Origin of the sequence: Streptomyces sp. NBC_00414 (assembly GCF_036038375.1) — a bacterium.
In the GTDB taxonomy this organism is placed as follows: domain Bacteria; phylum Actinomycetota; class Actinomycetes; order Streptomycetales; family Streptomycetaceae; genus Streptomyces.
The window spans coordinates 7,114,052-7,139,147 of sequence record NZ_CP107935.1 but is presented as its reverse complement, the minus strand read 5'-3'; the positions used below and the strand labels follow the sequence as shown (position 1 = coordinate 7,139,147).

The window sequence follows — 25,096 nt, the reverse complement described above, 5'->3', positions numbered from 1 at the left end:
CCTGGTTCATTGGTGGAGTCGCAAGGCGCCGACGTGCCCCTCAGGGCCTCGGCGCCGCCGCATGCCAGGGCTGACGTCAGGGCGTACGAGCGACTGCCCCGTCCCCGAAGAAAAGGTTCTCCGTGCGTTTCTCCACCCGCATCCGCCGCATCGCCTCCCCGAAGTCGGTCATCACCGGCGCTGCCGTCGCAGCCGCCACGACCGGCATGGTGCTCGCGGCGGGTCCCGCCCAGGCCGCAGCCCCGACGGCGGCCACCTCCGCCTCGGCCAAGGCGACCGCGCAGAAGATGATCCACAACGACGCCCAGTTCAAGGCGTTCTCGAAGATCGTCGAGCACGAGAGCGGCTGGGACGTGGACGCCACGAACTCCTCCTCCGGCGCCTACGGCCTGGTCCAGGCCCTGCCGGCCTCGAAGATGGCCTCGGCCGGTTCCGACTGGAAGACGAACCCGAAGACCCAGATCAAGTGGGGTCTCGACTACATGAACGACCGCTACGGCAGCCCGGTCGGCGCCTGGAACTTCTGGCAGGCCAACGGCTGGTACTGAGCCGGCCCGCACCACTCCCCCGTACGCGAAGGCGGCGGCCCCGATCCCCGGGCCGCCGCCTTCGCCATGCGCGGCGGGGCCTCCGCGGCCCGCGGCCCGCGGCTACCGGCTACCGGCTACCGGCTACCGGGGAATCGTGCCGCCGCCGGTCCGGCCGAGGACGGCCACGTCACTGCCCATGGAGCAGGCCAGGAGACCGCTCGCGGAGAGGGCCAGCGCGGCGCACTCCCCGGGTACGTGGATGAGTCCGACGCTGCTGCACGTGCGGAGGTCCCAGACCCGCACCGTGTTGTCGGGCGAGCCGCTGACAGCGACGGGTCGACCGTCCAGCTCCCCGCACACCAGCGCGGAGACAGGCTGGGTGTGGCCGGTCATCGGCTGCCCGACGGGCCGGCCCGTCGACAGGCTGAACATCCGCAGCATGGGGTCACGGTTCCACCCGGCCACGATCACAGGACCGTCGTCCAGCACCGCACAGGCCATGACCCCCTCCCCGTAGCCCTGAATGGCGCCACCCACGGGCCGCCCCGTGGCGAGGTCCCAGACGCGGAACGTCGCGTCGTGCGAGCCGGTGACGGCGACCGGGCGTCCGTCCAGTTCGGTACACGCCGTCACCGTCGCGGCGGAGGCGTGTCCTTCGAGGGGCGGATACCTGTCCGCGCCCGTCGTGAGATCCACCACCCGGACCCGGTCGTCCAGCGTGGCGAAGACCGCGACCGGGTCGCCGTCCACGACGGCACAGGCCACCTGGGACATGGCTGCCAGAGTGCCGAGTTCGATGGGCGGACACGCGGCCCGACCCGTCTCGATGTCCCACACCCTCCCGGTGTCGCCCCGGCCGACGGTGACGGCCACCGGGCGGCCTCCCAGTACCGAGCAGGACAGCGGCTGCCGGCCTACGGGATCGTCTCCCTCGTGATCGTGCACGGGTTCGCCCACGGGCAGGGCGGTGGCCAGATCCCACACCCGCACGGTGTTGTCGGCGGCGGCGGTGACGAAGACCTCCCGGCCGTCGAGCACCGCGAGGTCCATGCCGGTGACGTCGTTGGTGTGGCCGATCACGGGCCGGCCGACCGCCCGGCGGGCCGCCAGGTCCCAGACCCGGACCGTCCCGTCGAACGATCCGCTGACGACGACCGGCTGTCCGGACAACGCGGTACACGCCACCGACCGCACCCCGGAACTGTGACCCAGCAGAGGGGCGCCCACCTCCCGGTGGTCCAGCAGATCCCAGAGCCTGACCCTGGCGTCGCCCGAACCGGTGATCGCGACTCGACGGCCGTCCACCTCCGCGCACGTCAGCGAGTACGTCCAGTCGCCGGGACCCCGCCACTCGGCCAGGTGCCGCCGTGTCGCCAGATCCCAGATGTGCATCGTCTCGTCCCCGTCACAGCCGACGACGACGGGGAGACCGTCCAGCTCCGTGCACGCCATGACTCCCACCCAGAGATGCTCGCCGCCTTCGAGCCGGCCCCGCTCGCTCCGGCTCGCCAGGTCCCATACGCGTGGCCCTCCACGCGTCGTCTGTGCGACGGCGACAGGGCCACCGTCCAGCACGGCGCAGGCCAGGGCGTTCACCGGGCTCCCGACGTCCGTCGGCTCACCCACGGGCCGGCCGGTTGCCAGGTCCCAGACCCGGACGCTGTTGTCGTTCGAGCCGGTGACGGCGACCGGACGGCCCGCCAGCTCCGTGCAGGCGACGTGTTCCACATGGGCGGTGTGGCCCGTCAGCGGGTCTCCGAGGGCCCGGCCCGCCGCCAGGTCCCAGATCCGCACGGTGTTGTCCCAGGAGCCGGTGACGGCGATCGGGCGCCCGTCCAGCACCGTGCAGTCCACCGCGTACACGACGCCGGTGTGGCCGGTCAGTGGTTCTCCGACGGGCCGGCCGGTGGTCAGGTCCCAGACCCGTACGGAGTGGTCCCTGGAAGCGGAGACGGCGATCGGGCGTCCGTCCAACTCGGCGCAGGCCACCGTGTCCACCGCCTCCGTGTGTCCCGTGAACACATGCCGGACGCTGCCCGAGACCTGCGAGCCGGAGGCGGCGAGAGGCCTCCAATCACCGTCGCCCATACGGCTGTTGAGCGCCTCCACGGTGCCGGGCTCGTTGAAGCGGGCGGCGTTCATGGCGAGGATCTGGCGGCGGCCCGCCGCGTCGAGATCGCGGTGGAGATGGAGGGAGACGAGGTAGATCGCCGCATGGAGCCGCGCGGTGTCGCTCCCGGCCTCCGGCAGATGGAGCGCGAGTGTGTCGCAGTCCGCGTGGACCAGGTACTCGGGATCGGCGAGCAGGCTGTCGAGCGCACCTCCGGCAGCGGCATGCGTCGCCAGGTGGCGCAGCGCGTAAGGATGGGCCCGCTCCCAGTCGGGCGTCCCGTCGAGCCCGTACGGCACGGCGGCCCGCAGCGACTTCGTGACCGCCCGGTGCGCCGCTCGCGCGTCCTGCCCCTGCCGCAGGTACTCCGCCATCGCCTCGTGGTAGAGCCGGTAGACCGACCGGCCGTCCTCGACGGCCTCCACCACGTACGCACCCGCCTCACGCCGCAACCGGTGCAGGTCCTGGTTGGTGTGACGGCGACCGGCGATCTCCGAGGCGAGCGGCGCCCAGATGTCCTCCCAGGGCAGTCCCTGGCCCTCGGCGTACGCCAACGGGCGCAGCAGGCCCATGATCCGTGCCGCGTGGTCGTCCCCGAAGCGCTGATGCAGGTCCCCGTGCATGGCCTCGGCCGCCGCGCGCGGCAGCGACCTGCGCCAGGCGGGATCACGGGAGTCAGGGAGCTCCGGGACCGCCGCGAGCGTACCGGCGGTGATACGGGCGACGAGGAAGGAGCGCCCGGCCGCCCTGGCCACTGCCCTCGCCACTGCCATCCGGTCTTCGTTGGGGCACTCCAGGTAGGGAGAGTCCGGGTGCCCGTCCATGAGGTTGCGGACCGTGTAGGCCAGCACGGCCTGCCGGTCGGCGTAACGAGGCGCGTCGAGGTCGATGTGCTCGCCCCGGTCCAGGCCCAGCGGCGCGAGCAGGTGGGGGCGGGTACCCAGGAGCAGCCGCAGATGGGTGCCCGCGAGTTCCATCAGCGGGCGCAGGACCTGGCCGCACAGGGCGGGCGGGGTCGCCGCCTCGTCCAGCCCGTCGATCAGCACGACGTGCGGACGCTCCGGCTCGGGGCGGGAGTTGAGGTGGTTGAGGAGGTCCGCCACCGTCTCCGCCGACGGCAGTCGCAGGGCCGCCGCGAGGGCGCGTACGACCTGCTGGTCGGTGAGGTTCTGGGCGTAGACGGCCGTGCGGATCGCTTCGGGCGGCGGGAGCCGTTCGCTCGTCAGGCCCAGCGTCGCGAGCGGGACCGTACGCCGGTACTCGCGATCGCTCACGGCCGCGAGCAGGCCGAGGACCGCGGTCTTGCCCGAGCCGGGGTCACCCGTGACCACCAACGCGGGTTCTTCGTGCGGCAGTTCGCCGAGCCACCGGGTGATGTCCTTCAGCGCTCGATGCCGGCCCGAGAACCACCACCCCACCCGGGCCTCGTCCCGGTGCCCCATCGCCCGCCGCAGCAGCCGCGTCCTGAACTCCACGTCCCGCCGCTGGTCCTGCTGGTCCCACTCGGCGGCCTGTTGCAGGGCCATGTCCGTGTGCGAAAGCCCGGGGCTGTGCCTGGAGTTGGGCAGGAACGGCGGGATCTCGCCGGTCAGCCCGATGATCTCCAGACCGATGTGCTGGAAGTCGGGGCGCTTGGGGTTGGCGCGGGTGGCGTTGACCACCGCGTCGAGCGCCAGGAGCGGGGGTGTGTAGCCGGCCGTGGCCAGGTTGTCCACGGCCTCCGCGAGGAGTTGCGGGAACGCGCCGGTCTGCGCGAGTTCGTTCGGCTGCGCGGAGGTGATCACCGCCAGGCCCGCGCCCTCCTCCCGCCACTGGTTCTTCAACTTGGCCATCTGGGTGAGCAGTTCGTTGCCGCCCTGCCCGGAGAAGCAGGTGTCCAGCATGAGCAGCAGCCGGCGGACCTTCGTCCCGGCGAGGATCTTGCGGGCCAGGGTGCTCGGCTGCAGGGCGTCGTACAGGTCCTCGGGGTTCGTGTCCGAGGTGAGGAGTACGTAGTCGTCGTTGCCGAGGAGTTCACCGTGCCCGGCGATGTAGACGGCGACGATGTCGTCGGGGCGGCGGTCCGGAGAGCGGCAGAACTCGCGCAGCTCCCACAGGAGTTGCTGTTGTGTCGGATTCGCGCCGAGGTCCGACACGTGCGCGTAGCCGAGCTTGCCGGTGAAGAGTTCCACCACCTGGCGCCGGGCGTCGACCAGCCCGGGCCGGTCCCACTCCGGGGCATGGGGGTAGTGGCTGACGGCGGTCGCGATCAGGAAGCGCCGGGGGCCGTTCTCCGTCGTGCCCCCACTCACGCCGGGCCCTGCGCCGCTCATGCCAGGCCCTCCGCCACGGCCTCCCCGGTCTCCTTCGCCGTGAGGTAGAGCGTGGCGTCGTGGGCGTGGGAGCCGTTGTGCACGACCTTCCCCGTGATCTCCGGGCCGAAGAGCGACGACAGGTCCCGTACCGCGGCCACGACGTCACCCTCGTCGACGACGTTCGTCCACCGCAGTCCACCCGGGCCGCCCTCACCACCCTCCCCCCGCTCGGCGCCTGTGCCGCCCATGCCGATCGCGCCGCCCGGCCACGCGCCGGGCTCAGGCTTGAGCCGGTCGAAGACCATACGCATCCCGAGGGGCGACCCCAGGGTCACCAGGGCGCGCACCTGGTGACCGGGCAGGGCGCACAGCGCCTCGTACGCGACGACCGAACCGAGCGAGTGGGCCACCACCACCCGTGTGTCGGGTCCGATCGCCTCCTCCACCCGGCTCCGGGCCGCCGCCCGCAGGTCGGCGTCCGTCAGATACCGGCGGACCTGTCTGAGGTCGAAAACGAGTGCGCGCAGGGAGAGTTCGGCGAAGAAGCGCGAGCGCTGGAGCACCCGCAGGGCCGTCTGCACCGAGCGCGGCGAACGGGCCAGAGTGTCCCCGCCCGGCGGCGGAACGGCGGGGTCGGTCCGGGCACAGGACTCCCACCACTCCATCAGAAGCCCGGCCTCGAAGTCGTCGACGTCCTCGGCCGTGAACATCGGGTCGCCGACGGACAGGGTGTGGCCGGGAGGCCGGAACAGGTCGCCGTAGAAGGCCATGCGCAGGTCGCCTGTGGTGGGTCTCGGGCCGTCCGCGCGGTCCAGTCCGTCGGCCAGCGCCGGTTCCCAGTCCTTCGACAGCGTGTGGCCGCCCAGCCGCTGCTTGCCGACCCCGTGCACACCAATGATCCGCGCCATCGCCTGTCCCCCGAGCCCCGCAAGTGCACTCACTCTAGAGGGAGGGGCCGGGTCGTGTCCGCGAAGTCCCGTCCGGCCTGCGAACCGACCGCGCCCGCCTCAATGCGGGGCGTCCTGGGGCCGACATCCAGGTGAACCCGAAACCCGTACAAAACGGCCTCTCGCCACAGCCGCGCAACGGGGGCCGCACAGGTACAACTCCCGCTCCAGCCGGCCGGTCGAACCCGATGCGTCGCACACCTGCGCCGCGGCGGAACCGGTGCCGCCCGGCGCGACTCCCGCAGTCCCGACCGAACTTGGAGTTGACCTGTGCCCAGGAAGCCCCTGCCGACGCGGCTCGCCGCCGTCGCCGCGCTCCTGCTCGCCACCGGAGCCCTGTCCACGCCCGCCGCCTCCGCGAGGTCCGCGGACGCCGCCCCCGGCGACGACTATGTACTGACCGTGAGCACCGATCCGGCCGGCACCGACTACGACAACCGGCACGTCGACGTCACCGGCACCGTCACCAAGGCCGACGGCACCCCGGCGCCCAACATCCGCGTCACCGTCGAGGAGGTCGTCCGTTTCACCACCTGGAACCCGTGGGGCGACCCGATCGACCCCACCTATTACGAGCCGCGCGAGCTGGGCAAGCCGGTCAGCGACTCCGACGGCAAGTTCACGATCCCGGACGTCACCATCGACCACGTGGGTGCCGGCAGCCTGCTCAACGTCCAGCAGGGGGTGCGGATCACGGCCTTCTACGACGAGGACGGCGACCTCGACACCCCGCAGGACGGCTACTTCGCGGACACCACCGTGACCGCCGACGCCAGGTCCAGCTCGGTCAGCTACACGGTCATCAACAAGCGGAAGGTGAAGGCGGGCGACGTCCTCGTCGTCCAGGGCAGGGTCACCCTCCCCAAGGGCGTCGACCCCGAGGGCACCGAGGTCTTCCTGCAGACCTACTGGGAGAGCCAGTACCGCGCAAGGACGACCGCCGAGGACGACGGCTTCTTCGTGCTGTCCGTGCGGGTCCGGGACTACGACGACACGTTCGCCCTGCGTACGGCCCCCAGGGACATGTACGTGTCCGGCGCGAGCCGGTCGCTCCCGATCACCAACACCTCGCTCCCCCGCACCTGACCGCCGCACCGAGGGCCGCCCCCGCACCGGCGGGGGCGGCCCTCAACGCCAGTGTCCGCACTCGAACCACACGGCCTTGCCTCCCTCCGATCTGGGTTCCACCCCCCATTTGTCGACCACCGCGTCGAGCAGTACGAGCCCGCGGCCGCCTTCCGCGTCGAGGGACAGGTCGGCCGGAGTCACAGGGAGTTGCGACGACCCGTCCGCGACCTCCACGCGGACTCCCGCTGTCTGCCGCAGCAGCAGGAACGCGCATCTGCGGTCCGGCACATGGCGTACGACGTTGGCGAGCAGCTCGGTCACGCCCAGTTCCACGGCGTCGGACAGCTCGGTCATCTCCCATTCGCACAGGTAGGACCGGACGATGCACCGGACGTACCGCGGCGAGTGCTCGCCCACGGTGAGGTTCATGCGGTACTGCGTGACACGGGAGCCCACGAGGGTGGGGGGAATGTAGTAGTTCACAGCACGAGAGTGGCCTCACGTGACTACTCTCGGCTACGAAACGAATACAACGGGTTCCGCAGTGGACCGAGTCGCACCTCGTGCGAGAGGGGCCGTACATGACCCACATCAACGTCCTCGACCCAGGCGCATCACCGCTCGACTACTACGGATTCGAGTTGCGGCGGCATCGGGAGGCCGCCGGTCTCACCCAGAAAAATCTTGGTGAAATCGTCAACTACACCGGTTCTCTGGTCGGCCAGATCGAGACGGCCCGCAAATTGCCGACCCAGGAGTTCAGCGAACGGGTGGACGCGGCGCTGGGGACGGGCGGGCTGTTGTCGCGACTCGTCGCACTGGTAATGCGCAGTCAACAACCCGCATGGTTCCAACATGTGGCCGAGTTGGAAGCGCGCACCGTCGAAATGAGCACCTTCCATACGCACCTGGTGCATGGCCTCCTCCAGACGGAGGCATACGCGCGTAGCGTGCTCGGCGCACTGGATCGGAGCGACCTGGACGACCGCACGGCCGTACGGCTGGCACGTCAGCGCATCTTCGAGAAGAAGGAGCCGCCACTGTTCTGGGCAATTCTCAGCGAGGCCGCGCTCTACCAGGTGACGGGCGGGCCGGAAACGATGCGAGGGCAACTGGCGCACCTGTTGAGCTTCGAAGGCGTCCCGCGGATCAACATCCAGGTACTGCCGTTCACGGCCGGAGCACATGCAGGACTGCAAGGCTCGTTCGACCTCTTTCGTTTCACGAGCGACCCGGCCATTGTCTACACGGAGGGCTATGGAAGCGGGCATCCGACCGCCAACCCAGACACGGTCAGGGACTGTTCACTCCGTTACGATCATCTTCAGGCCGCCGCGCTCTCCTTGAGGGAATCGGCGGAGCTGATCCGGCGAGTGATGGAGGAACGCTATGCGGAACAACGCGATTCCGACCAGGATCCAGTGGCGTAAGTCCAGCTACAGCGGGGACCAGGGCGGCTCGTGCGTCGAGTGCGCACCACTCGGCCCCGTCACCTGGCGCAAGTCGACCTACAGTGGCGACACGAGCGGCGACTGCGTCGAGGTCGCCGACATACCCACCACGACCACCACCGCCACCACCATCGCCGTCCGCGACTCCAAGAAACCGGCGGGGCCAACCCTCACCCTCCACCCCGCCGCGTTCACCACGTTCCTCAGCTGGACGGCAACGGCCGCTCACAGCCGCTGAATGATCGTCCCCGTAGACAACGCCCCGCCCGCGCACATCACAACAAGCGCGAACTCCTTCTCCCTGCGCTCCAGTTCATGAAGCGCCGTGGTGATGAGTCGCGCCCCGGTGGCGCCCACCGGGTGGCCCAGGGCTATCGCGCCGCCGTTCACGTTCACCTTCGCCAGGTCCTGCTCGAAGACCTGGGTCCAGCTCAACACCACTGACGCGAAAGCCTCGTTGATCTCGACGATGTCGATGTCCTTGAAGGTCATCCCGGCCTTGCCGAGGACCGCCTTCGTCGCGTCGATCGGGCCGTCGAGGTGGAAGTGCGGGTCGGAGCCGACCAGCGCCTGGGCGACGATCCGGGCGCGCGGGCGGAGCTTCAGCGCCCGCGCCATCCGTTTCGACGCCCACATGATGGCGGCGGCGCCGTCGGAGATCTGGGAGGAGTTGCCCGCCGTGTGGACGGCGGTGGGCATCACCGGCTTCAGCTTGGCCAGGGCCTCCATGGACGTGTCGCGCAGACCCTCGTCCCGGTCGACGAGCCGCCACATGCCCTGCCCGGCCCGCTGTTCGTCCTCCGTGGTCGGCACCTGAACGGCGAACGTCTCGCGCTTGAAGCGTTCCTCCGACCAGGCGACGGCCGCGCGCTCCTGCGAGATGAGGCCCAGCGAGTCCACGTTCTCGCGCGTCAGCGCACGATGACGCGCGATCCGCTCCGCCGCCTCGAACTGGTTCGGCAGGTCCACGTTCGACTCGTCGGGGAACGGCTTCCCCGGTCCGTGCTTGGACCCGGAGCCCAGCGGCACCCGCGACATGGCCTCGACACCGCACGAGATCCCGACGTCGATCACGCCGGCCGCGACCATGTTGGCGACCATGTGCGAGGCCTGCTGGGAGGAACCGCACTGGCAGTCGACCGTCGTCGCCGCCGTCTCGTACGGCAGTCCCATCGTCAGCCAGGCCGTGCGCGCCGGATTCATGGACTGCTCACCGGCGTGCGTCACCGTGCCGCCGACGATCTGCTCGACGCAGTCCGCCTGGATGCCGGTACGGCCGAGAAGTTCACGGTAGGTCTCGCCCAGCAGATAGGCGGGGTGCAGATTGGCGAGCGCGCCGCCGCGCTTGCCGATGGGGGTGCGTACGGCTTCGACGATCACGGGTTCCGCGGCCATGGGGAGTTCCTCTCCTCGGGTCACCCGCGCGGCGCGGGCGTCCCGGCCCACCCGCCACGCTGAACTAGTACGCGTTCTAGTTCTGTGTGCAGTCTGCTGACCCGGAGTCCGCCACCGCAAGGGTCGTGCAGCCCCCGAAGTCGCGATCTGCACGGACCACACACAGAAACGGACCCACGGGGAAGGCTTGTACGGAAACGAGGCGCGCGCCGAATTGGGGGTGCCGCGCCTCTTGCCTCTTGTAGAACCCGTTACTACCTTCACGGCAATTCCCGGTGCCTGATGGACCGTCAGAACCCGACCGTCGCACCCCGCCCGCCGCAACCCGACCGTCGCACGACCTGGAGTTGCCGATGCCCTGTCCAGCGCTGCCCGACGGGTTCGATTTCACCGACCCCGATCTGCTGCACCACCGCATCCCCCTCCCGGAGTTCGCCGAGCTGCGCCAGGCCGAACCGGTCCGCTGGATCCCCCAGGCGCCGGGCCTCGCCGGCTTCGGGGACGAGGGCTACTGGGCCGTCACCCGGCACGCCGACGTCAAGTACGTCTCCACGCACCCGGAGCTGTTCTCCTCCACCCTCAACACCGCGATCATCCGCTTCGGACCGCACATGGAGCGGGACGCGATCGACGCCCAGTCGCTGATCCTGCTCAACATGGACCCGCCCGAGCACACCCGGGTCCGCCAGATCGTCCAGCGCGGCTTCACCCCGCGCGCCATCCGCGCCCTGGAGGAGAACCTCCACAACCGCGCGAGCCGGATCGTCGAGACCGCCCTCGCGAACGCCGGCCCCGGCGGCTCCTTCGACTTCGTCACCCAGGTCGCCAGCGAGCTGCCCCTGCAGGCGATAGCGGAGCTGATCGGCATCCCGCAGGACGACCGCGCCAAGATCTTCGACTGGTCCAACAAGATGATCGCGTACGACGACCCGGAGTACGCGATCACCGAGGAGGTCGGCCAGGAGGCCGCCACCGAGATCCTCGCCTACGCGATGAACATGTCGGCCGACCGCAAGCAGTGCCCCGCCAAGGACATCGTCACCACGCTGGTGGCCGCCGAGGACGAGGGCAACCTCGCCTCCGACGAGTTCGGCTTCTTCGTCCTGATGCTGGCCGTCGCGGGCAACGAGACGACCCGCAACGCCATCACGCACGGCATGCACGCCTTCCTCACCCACCCCGACCAGTGGGACCTCTACAAGCGGGAGCGCCCGTCGACCGCCGCGGAGGAGATCGTCCGCTGGGCCACACCCATCGTCGCCTTCCAGCGCACGGCCACCCAGGACACCGAACTGGGCGGCAAGCAGATCAGGAAGGGCGACCGCGTCGGCCTCTTCTACTCGTCCGCCAACAACGACCCGGAGGTCTTCGACACACCGGAGGTCTTCGACATCGACCGCGACCCGAACCCGCACCTCGGCTTCGGGGGCGGCGGCCCGCACTTCTGCCTCGGCAAGTCCCTGGCCACCCTGGAGATCGACCTCATCTTCAACGCGATCGCCGACGCGATGCCCGGTGTGCGCCTGGCCGGCGACCCGCGCCGGCTGCGCTCGGCCTGGATCAACGGAGTGAAGGAGCTGCAGGTCAGCGTCGGCTGACCCGCCGGCCCGGGGCCTGCTTCCCATCCGGCGGCACCCGGTGAACGTTTTCGGTCCGTCGAGCGTCTTCTCAGGTGGCACAGCCAACCCACACCTTCGAAGACTTCGAACGGAAACGCCGAGCCGTGGTCCCAGCCGAACTGTCCCCCGTCCGGCAGGAGGGCACGCGGACCGCCCGGAAGCGGGGCTTCCGACCGGTTTGGGCACAGCACCGGGTGCCCCTCCTCGCCACTCTCCCGACCGTGCCGCTGTACGTGGTGTGGTGGTTGTTCCTCGCCACCGGCGGCGGCGATCTGGCCGCGCAGGAGGCCTGGGCCGACTTCGCGTCCCGGCACGGCGGCTCGGCGTACAGCCTGTTCTGGTACGGCGGGATGCACACCGCCAACTACAGCCTGATCTCGCCCTATCTGATGGCCGCCTTCGGCGTGCGGACGGTCACCGTGGCGGCCGGACTGCTGGCCGCCTGGCTGGCCGCCGCCCTCATCGTCCGTACGGGGATCCGCCGCCCCCTCGGCCCGGCGCTCCTCGCGTCGCTGGCCCTGTGGTGCAACGTCGCCTCGGGGCGTACGACGTTCGCGCTCGGCGTCGCCCTGGGGCTCGCGGCCTGTGTGCTGCTGACCCGGGAGCGGCGGACACCCCTCGCCGTCGCGTACGCGGCGCTGGCGGCCATGGCGAGCCCCGTGGCGGGCCTGTTCCTGGTCGTCGCGGGGGCCGGCCACGCCCTCGTACGGGACAGGGCGCGGGCCGCCGCGCTGATCGTGCCCCCGGTCGTGGTGGTGGGCGCGACCACCCTGCTCTTCCCGTTCACCGGCGAGCAGCTGATGCCCGCCGCCCGGATCTGGCCGCCGGTACTGATCGGCGTCGTCGTGCTGACACTGGCCCCGCGCGGCTGGCGGGTGCTGCGCTGGGGCGCCGTCGTGTACGCGGCCGGGACGGTCCTCGCGTATCTGGTGCCCTCGCCGGTCGGCACGAACGTGGAGCGGCTCGCGGAGCTGTTCGCCCCCGCCGCCCTGCTGGCCGCGCTGCTCGCGGTGCCGGGTTCGTCCCCCGCCCGTACGAGGCGTCGCGTCGCGCTGACCATGGCGCTGGTGTTCTCCGTGTGCTGGGTCGGCAAGAAGACGGTCGACGACCTGGAGGTGTCGACGGTGGTGCCCGCCTGGGCCCACGACACGACCAGCGTCGTGGAGGCTCTGGACCGGCTGGGCGCCGACCGTACGCGCGTCGAGGTGGTCCCGGCCCGCAACCACCGCGAGGCCACCGCGCTGGCCCCGCACGTGAACCTGGCGCGGGGCTGGAACCGGCAGCTGGACATGGAGCGCGGGCGGCTCTTCTACGACGGGACGTTCTCGGAGAAGACCTACCGGGCCTGGCTCGACCGGTGGGCGGTCGGCTTCGTGGTGCTGCCCTCGGGGAAGCCGGACGGCTTCGCGGAGGACGAGGCGCGCCTGGTGAGGAACGGCACCCCGTGGCTGGAGCCGGTGTGGCGGGACGCGAACTGGCGGGTCTACCGGGTGCGCGGGGCGGTCCCGCTGGTGTCGGCGCCCGCCTCGGTCGTGCGGGCCGACAGCGCCGCGGTCGTGGTGCGGGTCCCGCGCCCCGGCCCGGTGACCGTGCGGGTCGCCTTCTCGCCCTGGCTGTACGCCGAGGGCGGCTGCCTCGAAAAGGACGGCGAGTTCACACGGCTGACGGTGACCGAGCCGGGCGAGTACCGGATCAGTTCGGGTTACGGCCCTTCGCCGGGGCCGGCCCCACGATGCTGACCTCCTCGGACCCGCCGGACCCGCCGGACCCGCCGGAGCCCCCGGAGCCTTCCGTGTTGTCCGCCCCCTCGGCCCCCTCGGCCGCTTCGGCCTCTCCTGGCTTGCCTGCCGCTTTCGCGAGCGGGCGGGGCCTGGGGCCCTGGAGCAGGTAGGTCAGCCCGAAGCCGGCGCCGACGACGGCCGCGCCGCCCACCGCGTCCAGGACCCAGTGGTTGCCGGTCGCCACGATCGCGGAGACCGTGAACAGCGGGTGCAGCAGGCCGAGGGCCTTCATCCACCACTTGGGGGCGAGGATCGCGATGACGAGCCCGCACCACAGCGACCAGCCGAAGTGCAGCGAGGGCATCGCCGCGTACTGGTTGGTGAGCGCGGTCAGCGTCCCGTAGTCCGGCTGGGAGAAGTCCTGCACACCGTGCACGGTGTCGATGAAACCGAGCTCGGGCATCAGCCGCGGCGGGGCCAGCGGGTAGAGCCAGAACCCGACGAGCGCGAACAGCGTGGCGAAGCCGAGCGCCGCACGGGCCCAGCGGTACTCGGCGGGCCGGCGGGCGTACAGGACGCCCAGGACGCTCAGCGGGACCAGGAAGTGGAACGACGAGTAGTAGAAGTTGAAGAAGTCCTCCAGCCACCCGACCTTCACGACCGCGTGGTTCACCCAGTGCTCGATGTCGATGAAGAAGAACTTCTCGATCGAGTGGATCTGCTCGCCGTGCTGCTCGGCGACGGCCCGGCCCCCGGTGTTGGTGCCACCCGTCGCCGCGAGCCTGACCTGCTGGTACGCGGAGTAGCCGACGCGGATCAGCAGCAGTTCGAGGAGCAGGTTCGGCCGGGTGAGGACCCGGCGCAGGAACGGCAGCAGGGGTACGCGCTTCCACCTGGTGGGCACCGGCTCCGCGTACCGCGTCGGGATCGGCGAGCGGTAGTACTCGGAGGTGCGGGACAGGAACGGAACCGCGGTCGCCGCGGCGAGGGCGGCGATCAGGACGACGTTGTCGCGCAGCGGGTAGAGCGACGCCATGTTCGGCAGCATCATCTTGGCGGGCAGCGTCATCACCAGGACGACGGCGACCGGCCACACGTACCGGTCGCCGGCCTTCTTGCCGACCCGGCCGGCCATCGCGAGCAGGACCCACAGCAGCTGGTGCTGCCAGGTGGTCGGCGCGACGACGACGGCGACGCAGCCGGTGATCGCGACGGCGAGCAGCAGCTGTCCGTCGCGGGCGTAGCGCACGGCGCGGCGCAGGCCGAGGACGGCGACGGCCGTGCCGAGCGTCAGGAAGAGTCCGATCTCCACCGGGCCCTCGACGCCCATGCGCAGCAGCGCCCCGTGCAGCGACTGGTTGCCGAGGTCGTCGGCTGGCCGGCCGAGCCCGACCCCGGCCAGATGATGCACCCAGTACGTGTACGAGTCGTGCGGCATCGAGGCCCACGCGAGCGCGGTCAGCGCGGCGAAGGTGAGCCCGGAGGAGACGGCGGCCCGGCGGCGGCCGGTGAACCACAGGAGCGGCGCGAACAGCAGGACGGTGGGCTGCAGGGCCGCCGCGAGGCCGATCAGCAGCCCGCTCGTCCGCTCCCCGCGCACGGCGAAGCAGCCCAGGAGCACGAGGAGGACCGGGATGATGCTGGTCTGGCCGAGATACAGGGTGTTGCGCACGGGCAGCGACAGCATCAGGAGGCTGATCGCGACAGGTGCGGCCAGCAGCGCCGTACGACGGCTCACGGGCTGTGGCAGGGCGCGGGCGGCGACCAGTCCGAGGGCGACCACCAGCAGCAGCGTGCCGAAGGTCCAGCCCCAGCCGAGGGCCTGCTCGGCCGCCTTGGTGAGGGGCTTCAGGACGAGTCCGCCGAACGGCGTGCCCGTGAAGCGCGTCGAGTCGTACAGCGAACCGTTCACATGCAGCACGCCGTCGGGTCCGACCCAGGTCTCCAGGTCCGTCAGACGTTCGCCCTTCGGTGTGCTCAGGACGACGGCCACCTGTCGTACCGCCAGGACGGCGGCGATCAGCCAGAGGCCCGCGCGGACCAGGCCCAGCCGCGCCTTCGCCGTCCCGGGTGCCGTCGCTCCGAAGTCACCTGGTCGTCCGCCGTGCTCCACATTCGCCACCTGCCGTCGGCCCTCCCGCCCCGCTTCGTCCGCTGCACCCCATGAGTCCCATGGGTCTCATGCGTCTGATTCCTGTTCGACCCCTTAGAGGCTCGCACCACCTCCGTTGTGAGACGCAGGCAACCCCCTCTTCACCTGACGTCCTTCAGTCTTTTGTCCTGATGGAGGTGTTGTAAGGCCAAAGAAGCTCCCCGGCACGCCGCCACGCGAGGCCGTGACGGGAATACAACCACCCAACGTGTGGGTAACCGGCTATATTCGGCTACGGAACTAGTTAGCTCAACTAAGTAGCTCAACTAAGTAGACAGACGAAAGGTTCACCGCATGACCGAGCCGCAGCTCTGGCACGACGTGGACGACTACTTCACCGGGCTCCTCGCCCCGCCGGACGACGCCCTGACCCAAGCGCTGCGCGACAGCGACGCCGCCGGACTTCCGCAGATCAACGTCGCCCCCAACCAGGGCAAGCTGCTGCACCTGCTCGCCGTGATCCAGGGCGCGACCCGCATCCTGGAGATCGGCACACTCGGCGGTTACAGCACCATCTGGCTGGCCCGCGCCCTCCCCGGGGACGGCCGGCTGATCACCCTGGAGTACAGCGAACAACACGCCGAAGTGGCCCGGCACAACCTCGCCCGCGCCGGTCTGGACAAGATCACCGAGGTCCGGGTGGGACCGGCGCTGATCGGTCTGCAGACGCTGGCCGAGGAGAACCCCGCCCCCTTCGACGTGGTCTTCATCGACGCGGACAAGGTGAACAACCCGCGCTACGTGGAGTGGGCCCTGAAGCTCACCCGCCCGGGCAGCCTGATCATCCTCGACAACGTCGTCCGCGGCGGCGCGGTCACCGACGCCACCACCGAGGACCCGAGCGTGCGGGGCACCCGCGAGGCGCTCGACATCTTCGCCGCGCACCCCAAGGTGTCCGCCACGGCGATCCAGACGGTCGGGGTGAAGGGGTACGACGGGTTCGCGCTGGCGCGCGTACTGCCGTAGGAGCCGGGCGCGCACGGCGCCGTACGCATAGCCGTACGCCGTGGCCGTACGCCGTGGCCGTACGCCGTACCTGTTGGCGGGAGCCCCGCGCTCGTGTGCCGGCGCGGGGCCCCGCCCCGGGGTCTCAGACCTCCTGGTAGAAGCCCACGTTCACGCTGCGCGGACCCGTGCGGTCCATGATGACCAGCTCGCCCGAACCGCCCATGGGCAGCTTCGCCGTCCCGCCGTACGGCAGCGTCTGCTGGACTCCGCCGCCCCCGCCGACCAGTGAGAACCGCACCTCGGACGACGGGTCGTCGTGCGTGCCCCGCAGCCAGGTCACCTGCCAGGTCCCCTCGGGTCCGCACAGGAACTCCAGGTGGACCCGCGAGACGAACAGCCAGTCGTCGGGTGTCGCGAGGCGGCACGCGCCCCGGTCGCGCCCCACGCGCAGCACGGCGCCGGGCTCGCTCGGCGCGTCGGCCATCTGCATTCCGGCCGTCGCGCCGGCGTCCGTCCCGGACACCGAGGCCATGGTGAGTTCGAGCACGTGTGCTCCTTCGTTCCCGCGCGTTCCCGCGTTCCAATTGTCGCGCGCCGGAACGTGTTTGACGCCCGGCGACGTGTCGCCGCCGAATGATAGAGCGCCCGGACGTACATCGTCCCGCACAGTCCCATATCGTCCGGCGCGGTCCATACCGTGCGGCACATGCGGTCCATACCGTCCGGGCACACGCGGTCCATACCGTGCGGCACGGTCGCATACCGCTCGCCGCTCCCGCACGGCCTCCGGCACAATGGACCCATGACCGAGCGCAAGCCTCCCGGAGTCAGCTTCGAGACGTGGGTCGACCGGCAGATCCGCGAGGCGGAGGCCCGCGGCGAGTTCACCGAACTCGTCGGTGCGGGCAAGCCGTTGCCGAGCGGCCCCGACACGTCCTACGACGAACTGTGGTGGATCAAGCAGAAGATGGCCCGCGAGGGCATGTCCGTGCTGCCACCGACGCTGGAGTTGCGCAAGGAGGCGGAGGACGCGCTGGAACAGGCCGCCGCCGCGCCGTCGGAGCGGGTGGTGCGGCGGATCGTCACCGAGATCAACGCGAAGATCCGCGAGATGATGTTCAAGCCGCCGCCCGGACCGCCGCTGGGTCTCAAGCCGTACGACGTGGAGGAGATCGTCCGCGACTGGCACGAGCGCCGCGCCCACTGACGCGAGGTGGCCCCGCCCCGGCACAGCGCCCGGGCGGGGCCACCTCGATCGATCCTGCTCAGCTCATATCTTCAGGAGCCGTTCCGTCAGCTCGCGGTAGTCCTTCAGGGCCAGCCGCAGTTGCTCCGTGTCGGCCTTGTCGCCGCCGGTGGTCTGCCAGGTCGTGCCCAGGGCGCTCCGCCGCCGGGAGACGGCCTCGGTGATCCGCTCCGCGACCTCCCGCAGCACCTGGTCCGCCTCCTCGACCGAGCCGCGGGGCGAGTCGACGAACTCGGTGACCGCGTGCTGCAGTCGCAGCGACCACTTGTCGCCCTCGTCGTGCGGCATGAGCCGTCCGTGTCCGCCTGAGCCCTCGGTGCTGCCGGCGTTCACCCTGGCCTCGGCGCCCAGGATGCCCTCACGGGACGCGCCGCTCCGGCCGCCCGTGACATTCCCGGTGCCGCCGGTGCCACCCGTGCCGCTCAGGGCCTTACCGGTGCCGCTCGGCACGCTCCCGACACCACCCGGGGCCTTGCCTGTGCCGCGGCCCTCACGCCCCGGTGAGCGCTCCTGCTCCGGTGTACGCGGGACGGCCGGGATCCTTCCGCCGACCATCGTGTCCTGGCCCCCCTCACGGGCCCGGTCCTGAGCCGCCGTGTCCCGGCCGCCCAGCACGTCGTCGCGCGCGCCGGAGCCCGTCCGGGCCGCGCCGCCCTCGGGGGCCCGGGTGGAGGCCTCGCGGCCCACCACGCCCTCACGGACCGTGTCGTGGCCGGTTTCCCTCGCGCCGCTCGTACCCGGCGTCCTCGTCACATCGCCCCGCTCATCCAACTCATCCCGCTCGTCCCGCTGGTCCCGCTGGTCCCTGGACGGTCCTGCCGCGGTGTTGTCCGGCATGCGTATCAACTCCCCTTGACGTGACGCCTGTTGAGTGCCCACGGCGCATGAGAACGGCCGCGGGAGCTGTCGGTTCGAGTGGTCCCGGCCGCTTCCTCCTCGCCCCTGTCGGCCTTCCGCAGCTGCGCCTTGTCGTCGCGGGCGTGGCGGTCGGCGGTGGTCAGGGCTTCGAAGAGGGCGCGGGCCTCGACCAGGGACTCACGCAGCTCCTCCGTGTCGGCCCGGTCCGCGCCGGCTCCGTTCGGGTGCGCGGCCAGGTGGACACGGCGGTAGCCGTTCACGTGGTGCGCGTGGTGCACGGAGAGCGCGGAGAGCTGCTCCTCGTAGCGGTCGCCGGCCGGGAAGCCGCGCGCGCCCGCCACCTCGGCGAGCAGCCGGTCCGCCTCGACGACGGCGTCGCGCGGCGAGTCGACGAACTGCTCCTGGATCGCGGTCCAGCGGACCGCGTAACGCTCCCGTGCCGTGGGGTCCAGCGGCTGCTCGCGCAGCGAACCGTGCTGCTGCACGCGCTCCTCAAGCTCACGTTCGGCGGCCTTCGAGTCGCCGTCGTGCCGGGCGAGCGCCCGGTCGTACTCGGGCCCGAAGCGCCGCTTCAGGCTCTGCCCGCCGCCCGCCCCGCGGGCCATCACGAGCCGAGCGATCACGGCGGCGACGAGGGCCACCACGATCACGATCAGAACGATGATCACGCCTGTGGACATGGATTGCCTTCCGGGTTCTGGGCCCAGCGGGCCGCTTCTTCATTCGGGTTGCCCGGACTTCGCCTAACAAACGGACGGTGTCCGGATCTACGCGGCGATCGAGGCGCTGCCCCTCCCGGGGGGGGCGGGGCGTCGCCCTCGGGGGGCGACGCGGACGGGGCACCGCGGAGCGGCTGCCGCCGGGGGGGGGCGACCCGAACCGGGCACCACGGGCCGGTCCCGCTGGAGGGCGCAAGGCGGACAGGGCATCGCGGGCTGGTCGCCGCCGGGTGACGCAACGCGGACCGGTCGCCGCGGACCGGTCGCCGCCCGGGGGCGCGATGCGGACGGGGCACCGCGGCCCGACCGCCGCCGGGGGCAAGACACGGACCGATCGCCCTGGACCGGTTCCCACCGGGGGCAGCGGGCCGGTCGCCGCCGGGGGCGCGGCGCGGAGGAGCGGTCCCCGCCGGAAGTCGTCGCCGACCGGTCGCCGCGGCGCTTGCGGGGCGTCGCCGACCGGTCATTGCGGGCGGGTGGTCGCGGACGGTGCCGTATCGGGGACGGGAGCGTGTCGGTGAGGGCGCCGTGTCGATGGCGGGGGCATTCATCCGCGCGCGGGTGGGAGGCCGGGCCCCGGGGCGGTCGCGGGTCAGGCCGTGGGGCGGCTTACTTGCCTAGCCACGTCCGGCCGGCCGGGCCGGGCGACGCCGACTCCTCGTGCGGCCGCTCCGCGTCGGAGCCGCACAGCTCGGCGTTCAACTCCGACACGAGTTGGACGAGGTCGGTCGGCCGGTCCGGACCCCACCAGTCGCCGAGCAGCTCGGCGAGGGACTCCTCTCGGGCCCCGGCCAGCCTCTCGGCCACCTCACGCCCCTGCTCGGTGAGGACGAGATCGACCCCCTCACGCACGGCGAGCCGCCGCTCCTCCACCTGCCGCGCGGCCGCCATGACGACCGGCAGGGGCACCGCGCTGTGCTCGGCGAGAGCGGCGGGCTCGGTCCAGCCGTACCGCCTGATGCGCAGCAGCAGCCAGCTCGCGGCGGGCAGCAGGTCGTACCCCGCGCGGGTGGTGATCTTCTCGTAGATCTGCCGCCGCCCCTCCCGCGTACCCAGCACGGACAGCGCGCGGCACACCTCGTCGTACGAGGAGCGCTCCACAGGGTTGCTGGCCAGCGTCTGGGTGGCGTCGGGCGCCGTCACCGAGCCCCGCAGCCGGTCCTCGCGCAGGAACCAGGCGAGCACGAAGCCGACGAGGGCCACCGGTGCCGCGTACAGGAAGACGTCCGTGATGGAGACGGCGTACGCCTCGACGACGGGTGGCCGGAGCACGGCCGGCAGCTCACCGATGATCTTCGGGTCGGATTTCAGCGCGTCGGCGCCCACGCCCGGCGGGAGGCTCTGCCCGCGGAGCACGTCGGTCAGTTCGCTGCTCAGGCGGCTCGTGAAGACCGAGCCGAAGATGGCGACGCCGAACGAGGCGCCGATGGAGCGGAAGAAGGTGGCGCCGGAGGTCGCGACGCCCAGATCCTCGTACGAGACGGCGTTCTGGACGATCAGGACGAGGACCTGCATCACGAGACCGAGTCCGAGGCCGAAGACGAGGAAGTACAGGCTCATCTCGCCCGTGGAGCTGTCCACGTCGAGCCGGTGCAGGAGCAGCAGCCCGAGCGCCGTGACGGCGGTGCCCGCGATGGGGAACACCTTCCAGCGGCCCGTACGGCTGACGATCTGCCCGGAGACGGTCGAGGAGACCAGCAGTCCGGCGACCATCGGCAGCATGTGCACGCCCGACATGGTGGGCGACACACCCTGGACGACCTGCAGGAACGTCGGCAGGTACGTCATCGCGCCGAACATCGCGAAGCCGACGACGAAGCTGATCACCGCGGCGAGGGTGAAGGTGCGGATCCCGAACAGTTTCAGCGGCAGGACGGGTTCGGCGGCGCGGCGCTCGACGGCCACGAACGCCACGCCGAGTACGACACCGAGCACCGCGAGGCCGATGATCTGCGGCGAGCCCCAGCCCCAGGTGTTGCCGCCGAGCGAGGCGACGAGGACCAGGCAGGTGGCGACGGCCGCGATCAGGAACGTACCGAGGTAGTCGATCGTGTGGTGCCGCGAGCGGACCGGGATGTGCAGGACGGCGGCGATGACGGCGAGCGCGACGACCCCGACGGGAAGGTTGATGTAGAAGACCCAGCGCCAGCTCAGGTGCTCGGTGAACAGCCCGCCGAGCAGGGGTCCGAGGACACTGGTCGCGCCGAAGACCGCGCCGAACAGCCCCTGGTACTTGCCCCTCTCCCGGGGCGGGACGATGTCGCCGACGATCGCCATCGACAGCACGATGAGCCCGCCGCCGCCGAGCCCCTGGAGGGCGCGGAAGGCGATGAGTTGGGGCATGTTCTGCGCCATGCCGCACAGCGCCGAGCCGATCAGGAAGATCACGACGGCGATCTGGAACAGCTTCTTGCGCCCGTACTGGTCACCGAGCTTGCCCCAGAGCGGGGTGGCGGCCGTGGAGGCCAGCAGATACGCCGTGACGACCCACGACAGATGATCGAGCCCGCCGAGGTCGCTGACGATGGTCGGCAGCGCGGTCGACACGATCGTCTGGTCGAGCGCGGCGAGCAGCAGCCCCAGGAGCAGCGCCCCGATCGAGACGAGGACGCCGCCCTGTACGTGCTCGGGCCCGACCGCGCCGCCTCCGCCCCCCTTGCCGTCCCTGCCGTCCCTGCCGTCCCTGACGCCTCTGCCGTGCGCATCCCCGGCCATGAAGACCTCCCGGCCACGAGAATCCCGTTCCTCTTCCATCCTGGTCGGTGTGACCGGTTATGGCCTGTTGAATTCGGCCAGGAGTCCGGGATTCCGGGGGTAACCGGGAGATTGTGTGGAGGGGGTCTGCATAATCGCTGGAGTTCGTACGGGGAGGGATCCACAACGTGAGCGACCGGAGCGGTCATATATGCCCGGAATGCGGGGCACCCAGGGAGTCCGGGGGCTCTCCGACATGCGGCTGCGCCCGCAGAGCGGCGGACGAGCTCCTGGAGACCCGGTCCGCGGAGACGGCAGCCGCGGAGGACTTCGACCCGCTGCGCATACGCCCCTACGTGGACCTGGGAGTCCGCGCGGAGGCCTCCACCGGACCCGATAGAACGCCGCCCCCGGCGGGCGAGAACCCGACGGCCGTCGAGGACGAAGGACACGAGGGGCGCGGCGGGCACGAGGGACACGAGGGCCGGTCCGGGGGCCCCACGGGGCCGGACGACTGGGGAACCATCTCGATCCCCACGCAGCGCACCACCTCCGACCACATCGACACCACCGTCCTCGCCGACGTGGCCGTCCCCATGGACGCCGCCGACCCCGCTGACCGCACGGACCGCACCGACCTCGCCGACCCCGTCGAGAACACGGGCCGTCGGCGTCGCTTCGTGCTCGTGAGCGCCGGCGCCACGGCCGTCGTGGTCGCGGCCGCCGGGTTCGCGAGCGGACTGTTCTCGTACGAGTCGCCGTCGCGGAACAACGCGGCCCCGGACGACATCCGCGCGAGCGTGCCGGACGCGTCCGTGGACGAGCCGTCCCCGTCGGACTCCGAGTCGAAGTCCGCGTCGCCGTCGGCCTCCGCGTCCGAGTCGGCCGACGAGAGCGCCACACCGTCGGCCTCGGAGTCGTCGACGGCCTCGGCCACCCCGTCCAGGACGTCCGCCACGACACGCGCGCCGTCGGCTGAGAACTCCGCCAGCACGGCCCCGGCGTCCCCCGATCCGACGGACAAGGCAGGACCGGCGGTACTGCGCCGCGGCGACGAGGGCCCCGAGGTCACCGAACTCCAGCTGCGCCTCAAGCAGTTGGCCCTCTACGTGGGCGACGCGGACGGCGACTACGACAACCGCACCGAGAACGCGGTACGCAACTACCAGTTCACCCGAGGCATAGACGCCGACCCAGGCGTCTACGACGACCGAACCCGCACCCGCCTGGAATCAGAAACCTCAGAACCCTGAACCCCACACCCCGACCCACCCCGCCCCCACAGGGGCGCGGGGAACGGCGCACCCAGCCCCCACACACCCGCACCCAAAACCCGACCGCACCCCCACCCCCTAGGGGCGCGGGGAACGGCGCGCCCAGCCCCCACCGACCCGCACCAAACAGCAAGGGCCGCACTCCCACCCCCCAGGGGCGCGAGGAACGGCGCAACAAGCCCCCACCACCCCGCACCCACCACACAAACCCCGGCCGAACCCAGCCCACCCCCACAGCCCACGTCACCCGAGGTGCAACCGCACACCCCCACCCTCCAACCCCTCAACCCGAACCCCCCGAAGATCCCGAACAACCGCATCGGGCCGATGGAACAGAGCCCGAGCCCCCACCCCCACCACCCGCATCCCAGCGGAGCGCCCCGCCGAGATCCCCGCCCCCGAGTCCTCGAACACCACACAGTCCTCGGGCGCGACCCCCAACTCCGCCGCCGCCTTCAGAAACCCTTCGGGATCCGGCTTGCTCGCCCCCACGGACTCCGCGGTGATCCGCAGATCGGGCAGCGAAAGCCCCGCGGCCCCCATCCGCGCGGCGGACAACGCCACATCCGCCGACGTGACGAGCGCGTGCGGCACCCCCCGCAGGGACGCGAGGAACTCCGCCGCCCCCTCGACCGCCACGACCCCGTCCATGTCGGCGGTCTCCTCGGCGAGCATGCGCGCGTTGTCGGCGTGGTTCTGCTCCATGGGCCGGCTGGGCAGCAGCACGGCCATCGACGCGTACCCCTGCCGCCCGTGGACGACCTTCATGACCTCGTCCCCGTCGAGCCCGTGCCGGTCGGCCCAGCGGCGCCAGACGCGCTCGACGACGGCGTCCGAGTTGACGAGGGTGCCGTCCATGTCCAGCAGCAGGGCGCGGGCGGTCAGCACGGTCGAGGCCGTCATCGGCTGCTCCAAAGCGTGAAACGCAAAGCGTGGAAGAGGGAGCCTGCGCGGCCCCGGGAAACAAGGTGGCCCCGCCCGCCGGTCAGGGAGTGCGAACGGGGACCACTTTGTTTCCCCACGGTACAAAACAAAACGGCGATCGCGCTACCCACCCCGCACGACCGCTCCGGCCGAGACGGCACGCGTACCCGATCCGAGAGCACGACCCGCACCCGACCCGAGAGCGCACTCCCTCCCACCCCCGCGAGCACGCACCCATTACATCCGAGTACATGACAAAGCGGTCACCCCGGACCGGGAATCCCGCCGAACACCTTGTCGTGTCATGCCCACGTCATTAACTTCTCACCTGACGCACATCTCCCGGAAACCGGCCACCGCGAGCATTCAGTCGCTCGCAGGTCAACTTCCCCCCACCCCTAGGGAGTTCGCATGCCGAAGGTCTACGCGCGTCGACGGCTGAGTCTAGTGGCCGCCTTCGCCGGTCTGATAGCCACGGTCGGGCTTTTCAACGGCCCGGCCGCCTCCGCCGCACTGCCCACCCCGGTCAGCGCCGCCACCGCCCGCACCTACCTCGCCTCGCTGACCGTGGCGACCGAGGACCGCACCGGGTACGACCGCGACCTCTTCCCGCACTGGATCACCATCAGCGGCACCTGCAACACCCGCGAGACCGTTCTGAAGCGTGACGGTACGAACGTCGTCACCAGCTCCGCCTGCGCCGCCACCAGCGGCTCCTGGTACTCGGTCTACGACGGCGCGACCTGGACCGCGGCCTCCGACCTCGACATCGACCACCTCGTGCCGCTGGCCGAGGCCTGGGACTCCGGCGCCGACAGCTGGACCACCGCACGGCGCCAGTCCTTCGCCAACGACCTGACCCGCCCGCAGCTCATCGCCGTCACGGACAACGTGAACCAGTCGAAGAGCGACCAGGACCCGGCCGAGTGGATGCCGTCCCGCACGGCCTACGCCTGCACCTACGTCCGTGCCTGGGTCCAGGTGAAGTACTACTACGACCTCTCCGTCGACTCCGCCGAGAAGACCAAGCTCAGCTCGGTCCTCAGCGGCTGCTGACCCGGCTCCCGCCCGACACCTCACCGGATCTCGCCGTTCCGGCCGATCCCACCGGATCCACCGATCTCGCCTGCTCTCTCCTGCTCTCGT

General features: G+C 71.1%; 20 protein-coding genes. 10 read left to right on the top strand and 10 right to left on the bottom strand.

Annotated features, from left to right (window positions below):
• Positions 1-122 precede the first annotated feature (122 nt).
• The gene (locus tag OHS59_RS31005; RefSeq protein ID WP_328496642.1) at positions 123-548 is read left to right on the top strand and encodes a transglycosylase SLT domain-containing protein; all 426 of its coding nucleotides are present in this window, start codon (positions 123-125) and stop codon (positions 546-548) included.
• A 123-nt stretch (positions 549-671) separates the two neighbouring features.
• Here the strand turns inward: OHS59_RS31005 and OHS59_RS31000 are convergent, their stop codons facing one another.
• Both OHS59_RS31000 and OHS59_RS30995 read right to left on the bottom strand, forming a co-directional pair.
• Complete coding sequence (locus tag OHS59_RS31000) at positions 672-4,952, bottom strand: AAA family ATPase (protein ID WP_328496641.1); 4,281 nt, start codon at positions 4,950-4,952, stop codon at positions 672-674.
• Entirely contained in the window at positions 4,949-5,842 is an 894-nt protein-coding gene (locus tag OHS59_RS30995; RefSeq protein ID WP_328496640.1) for a hypothetical protein, read from the bottom strand. Before OHS59_RS30995 ends, OHS59_RS31000 begins: the two co-directional genes overlap by 4 nt.
• Before the next feature lie 309 nt (positions 5,843-6,151).
• Between OHS59_RS30995 and OHS59_RS30990 the strand changes: the two genes are divergently transcribed.
• On the top strand, positions 6,152-6,967 hold the full coding sequence (locus OHS59_RS30990) for an acyl carrier protein (RefSeq protein ID WP_328496639.1): 816 nt from the start codon (positions 6,152-6,154) through the stop codon (positions 6,965-6,967).
• 42 nt (positions 6,968-7,009) lie between these two features.
• On the opposite strand, the gene OHS59_RS30985 is transcribed toward OHS59_RS30990, so the two are convergent.
• The gene (locus OHS59_RS30985; RefSeq protein WP_443061529.1) at positions 7,010-7,432 is read right to left on the bottom strand and encodes an ATP-binding protein; all 423 of its coding nucleotides are present in this window, start codon (positions 7,430-7,432) and stop codon (positions 7,010-7,012) included.
• 98 nt (positions 7,433-7,530) lie between these two features.
• Between OHS59_RS30985 and OHS59_RS30980 the strand changes: the two genes are divergently transcribed.
• Positions 7,531-8,379 (top strand): helix-turn-helix domain-containing protein, encoded by an 849-nt coding sequence (locus OHS59_RS30980; protein ID WP_328496638.1) that lies wholly within the window; start codon positions 7,531-7,533, stop codon positions 8,377-8,379.
• Complete coding sequence (locus OHS59_RS30975; protein WP_328496637.1) at positions 8,339-8,638, top strand: DUF397 domain-containing protein; 300 nt, start codon at positions 8,339-8,341, stop codon at positions 8,636-8,638. Before OHS59_RS30980 ends, OHS59_RS30975 begins: the two co-directional genes overlap by 41 nt.
• Here OHS59_RS30975 and OHS59_RS30970 read toward each other — a convergent pair.
• Positions 8,626-9,795: a steroid 3-ketoacyl-CoA thiolase gene (locus OHS59_RS30970; protein WP_328496636.1), complete on the bottom strand. Its 1,170-nt coding sequence runs from the start codon at positions 9,793-9,795 to the stop codon at positions 8,626-8,628. The genes OHS59_RS30975 and OHS59_RS30970 overlap by 13 nt on opposite strands.
• 353 nt (positions 9,796-10,148) lie before the next feature.
• Here OHS59_RS30970 and OHS59_RS30965 point away from each other — a divergent pair, with 353 nt between their 5' ends.
• Both OHS59_RS30965 and OHS59_RS30960 read left to right on the top strand, forming a co-directional pair.
• The gene (locus OHS59_RS30965) at positions 10,149-11,393 is read left to right on the top strand and encodes a cytochrome P450 (RefSeq protein WP_328496635.1); all 1,245 of its coding nucleotides are present in this window, start codon (positions 10,149-10,151) and stop codon (positions 11,391-11,393) included.
• A gap of 125 nt (positions 11,394-11,518) precedes the next feature.
• Positions 11,519-13,153, top strand: coding sequence for a hypothetical protein (locus OHS59_RS30960; RefSeq protein WP_443061528.1), 1,635 nt, complete (start codon positions 11,519-11,521; stop codon positions 13,151-13,153).
• Here OHS59_RS30960 and OHS59_RS30955 read toward each other — a convergent pair.
• Positions 13,107-15,257 carry a bifunctional glycosyltransferase 87/phosphatase PAP2 family protein gene (locus OHS59_RS30955; RefSeq protein WP_328496633.1) on the bottom strand — a complete coding sequence of 717 codons (2,151 nt, stop codon included), beginning with the start codon at positions 15,255-15,257 and terminating at the stop codon, positions 13,107-13,109. The genes OHS59_RS30960 and OHS59_RS30955 overlap by 47 nt on opposite strands.
• Before the next feature lie 324 nt (positions 15,258-15,581).
• On the opposite strand from OHS59_RS30955, the gene OHS59_RS30950 reads away from it, so the two are divergent.
• Positions 15,582-16,253 carry an O-methyltransferase gene (locus OHS59_RS30950; RefSeq protein ID WP_328496632.1) on the top strand — a complete coding sequence of 224 codons (672 nt, stop codon included), beginning with the start codon at positions 15,582-15,584 and terminating at the stop codon, positions 16,251-16,253.
• Positions 16,254-16,377: 124 nt separating this feature from the next.
• On the opposite strand, the gene OHS59_RS30945 is transcribed toward OHS59_RS30950, so the two are convergent.
• Complete coding sequence (locus OHS59_RS30945; RefSeq protein WP_328496631.1) at positions 16,378-16,782, bottom strand: hypothetical protein; 405 nt, start codon at positions 16,780-16,782, stop codon at positions 16,378-16,380.
• 255 nt (positions 16,783-17,037) lie between these two features.
• Between OHS59_RS30945 and OHS59_RS30940 the strand changes: the two genes are divergently transcribed.
• Positions 17,038-17,442, top strand: a complete 405-nt coding sequence (locus tag OHS59_RS30940) for a J-domain-containing protein (protein ID WP_328496630.1) — start codon at positions 17,038-17,040, stop codon at positions 17,440-17,442.
• Between the two features lie 63 nt (positions 17,443-17,505).
• Here the strand turns inward: OHS59_RS30940 and OHS59_RS30935 are convergent, their stop codons facing one another.
• The 3 genes from OHS59_RS30935 to OHS59_RS30925 all read right to left on the bottom strand — a co-directional run bounded on the left by OHS59_RS30935 (position 17,506) and on the right by OHS59_RS30925 (position 21,773).
• Positions 17,506-18,318 (bottom strand): hypothetical protein, encoded by an 813-nt coding sequence (locus OHS59_RS30935; protein WP_328496629.1) that lies wholly within the window; start codon positions 18,316-18,318, stop codon positions 17,506-17,508.
• Positions 18,319-18,323: 5 nt separating this feature from the next.
• On the bottom strand, positions 18,324-19,019 hold the full coding sequence (locus tag OHS59_RS30930) for a hypothetical protein (RefSeq protein WP_328496628.1): 696 nt from the start codon (positions 19,017-19,019) through the stop codon (positions 18,324-18,326).
• Positions 19,020-19,667: 648 nt separating this feature from the next.
• A complete protein-coding gene (locus OHS59_RS30925) occupies positions 19,668-21,773 on the bottom strand; it encodes an MDR family MFS transporter (protein ID WP_328496627.1) in 2,106 nt (701 codons plus the stop codon).
• Positions 21,774-22,108: 335 nt separating this feature from the next.
• Here OHS59_RS30925 and OHS59_RS30920 point away from each other — a divergent pair, with 335 nt between their 5' ends.
• Entirely contained in the window at positions 22,109-23,005 is an 897-nt protein-coding gene (locus OHS59_RS30920; RefSeq protein WP_328496626.1) for a peptidoglycan-binding domain-containing protein, read from the top strand.
• Positions 23,006-23,269: 264 nt separating this feature from the next.
• On the opposite strand, the gene OHS59_RS30915 is transcribed toward OHS59_RS30920, so the two are convergent.
• Positions 23,270-23,929, bottom strand: coding sequence for an HAD family hydrolase (locus OHS59_RS30915; protein WP_328496625.1), 660 nt, complete (start codon positions 23,927-23,929; stop codon positions 23,270-23,272).
• Between the two features lie 432 nt (positions 23,930-24,361).
• On the opposite strand from OHS59_RS30915, the gene OHS59_RS30910 reads away from it, so the two are divergent.
• Complete coding sequence (locus OHS59_RS30910) at positions 24,362-25,006, top strand: HNH endonuclease family protein (RefSeq protein ID WP_328496624.1); 645 nt, start codon at positions 24,362-24,364, stop codon at positions 25,004-25,006.
• Positions 25,007-25,096: the final 90 nt, after the last annotated feature.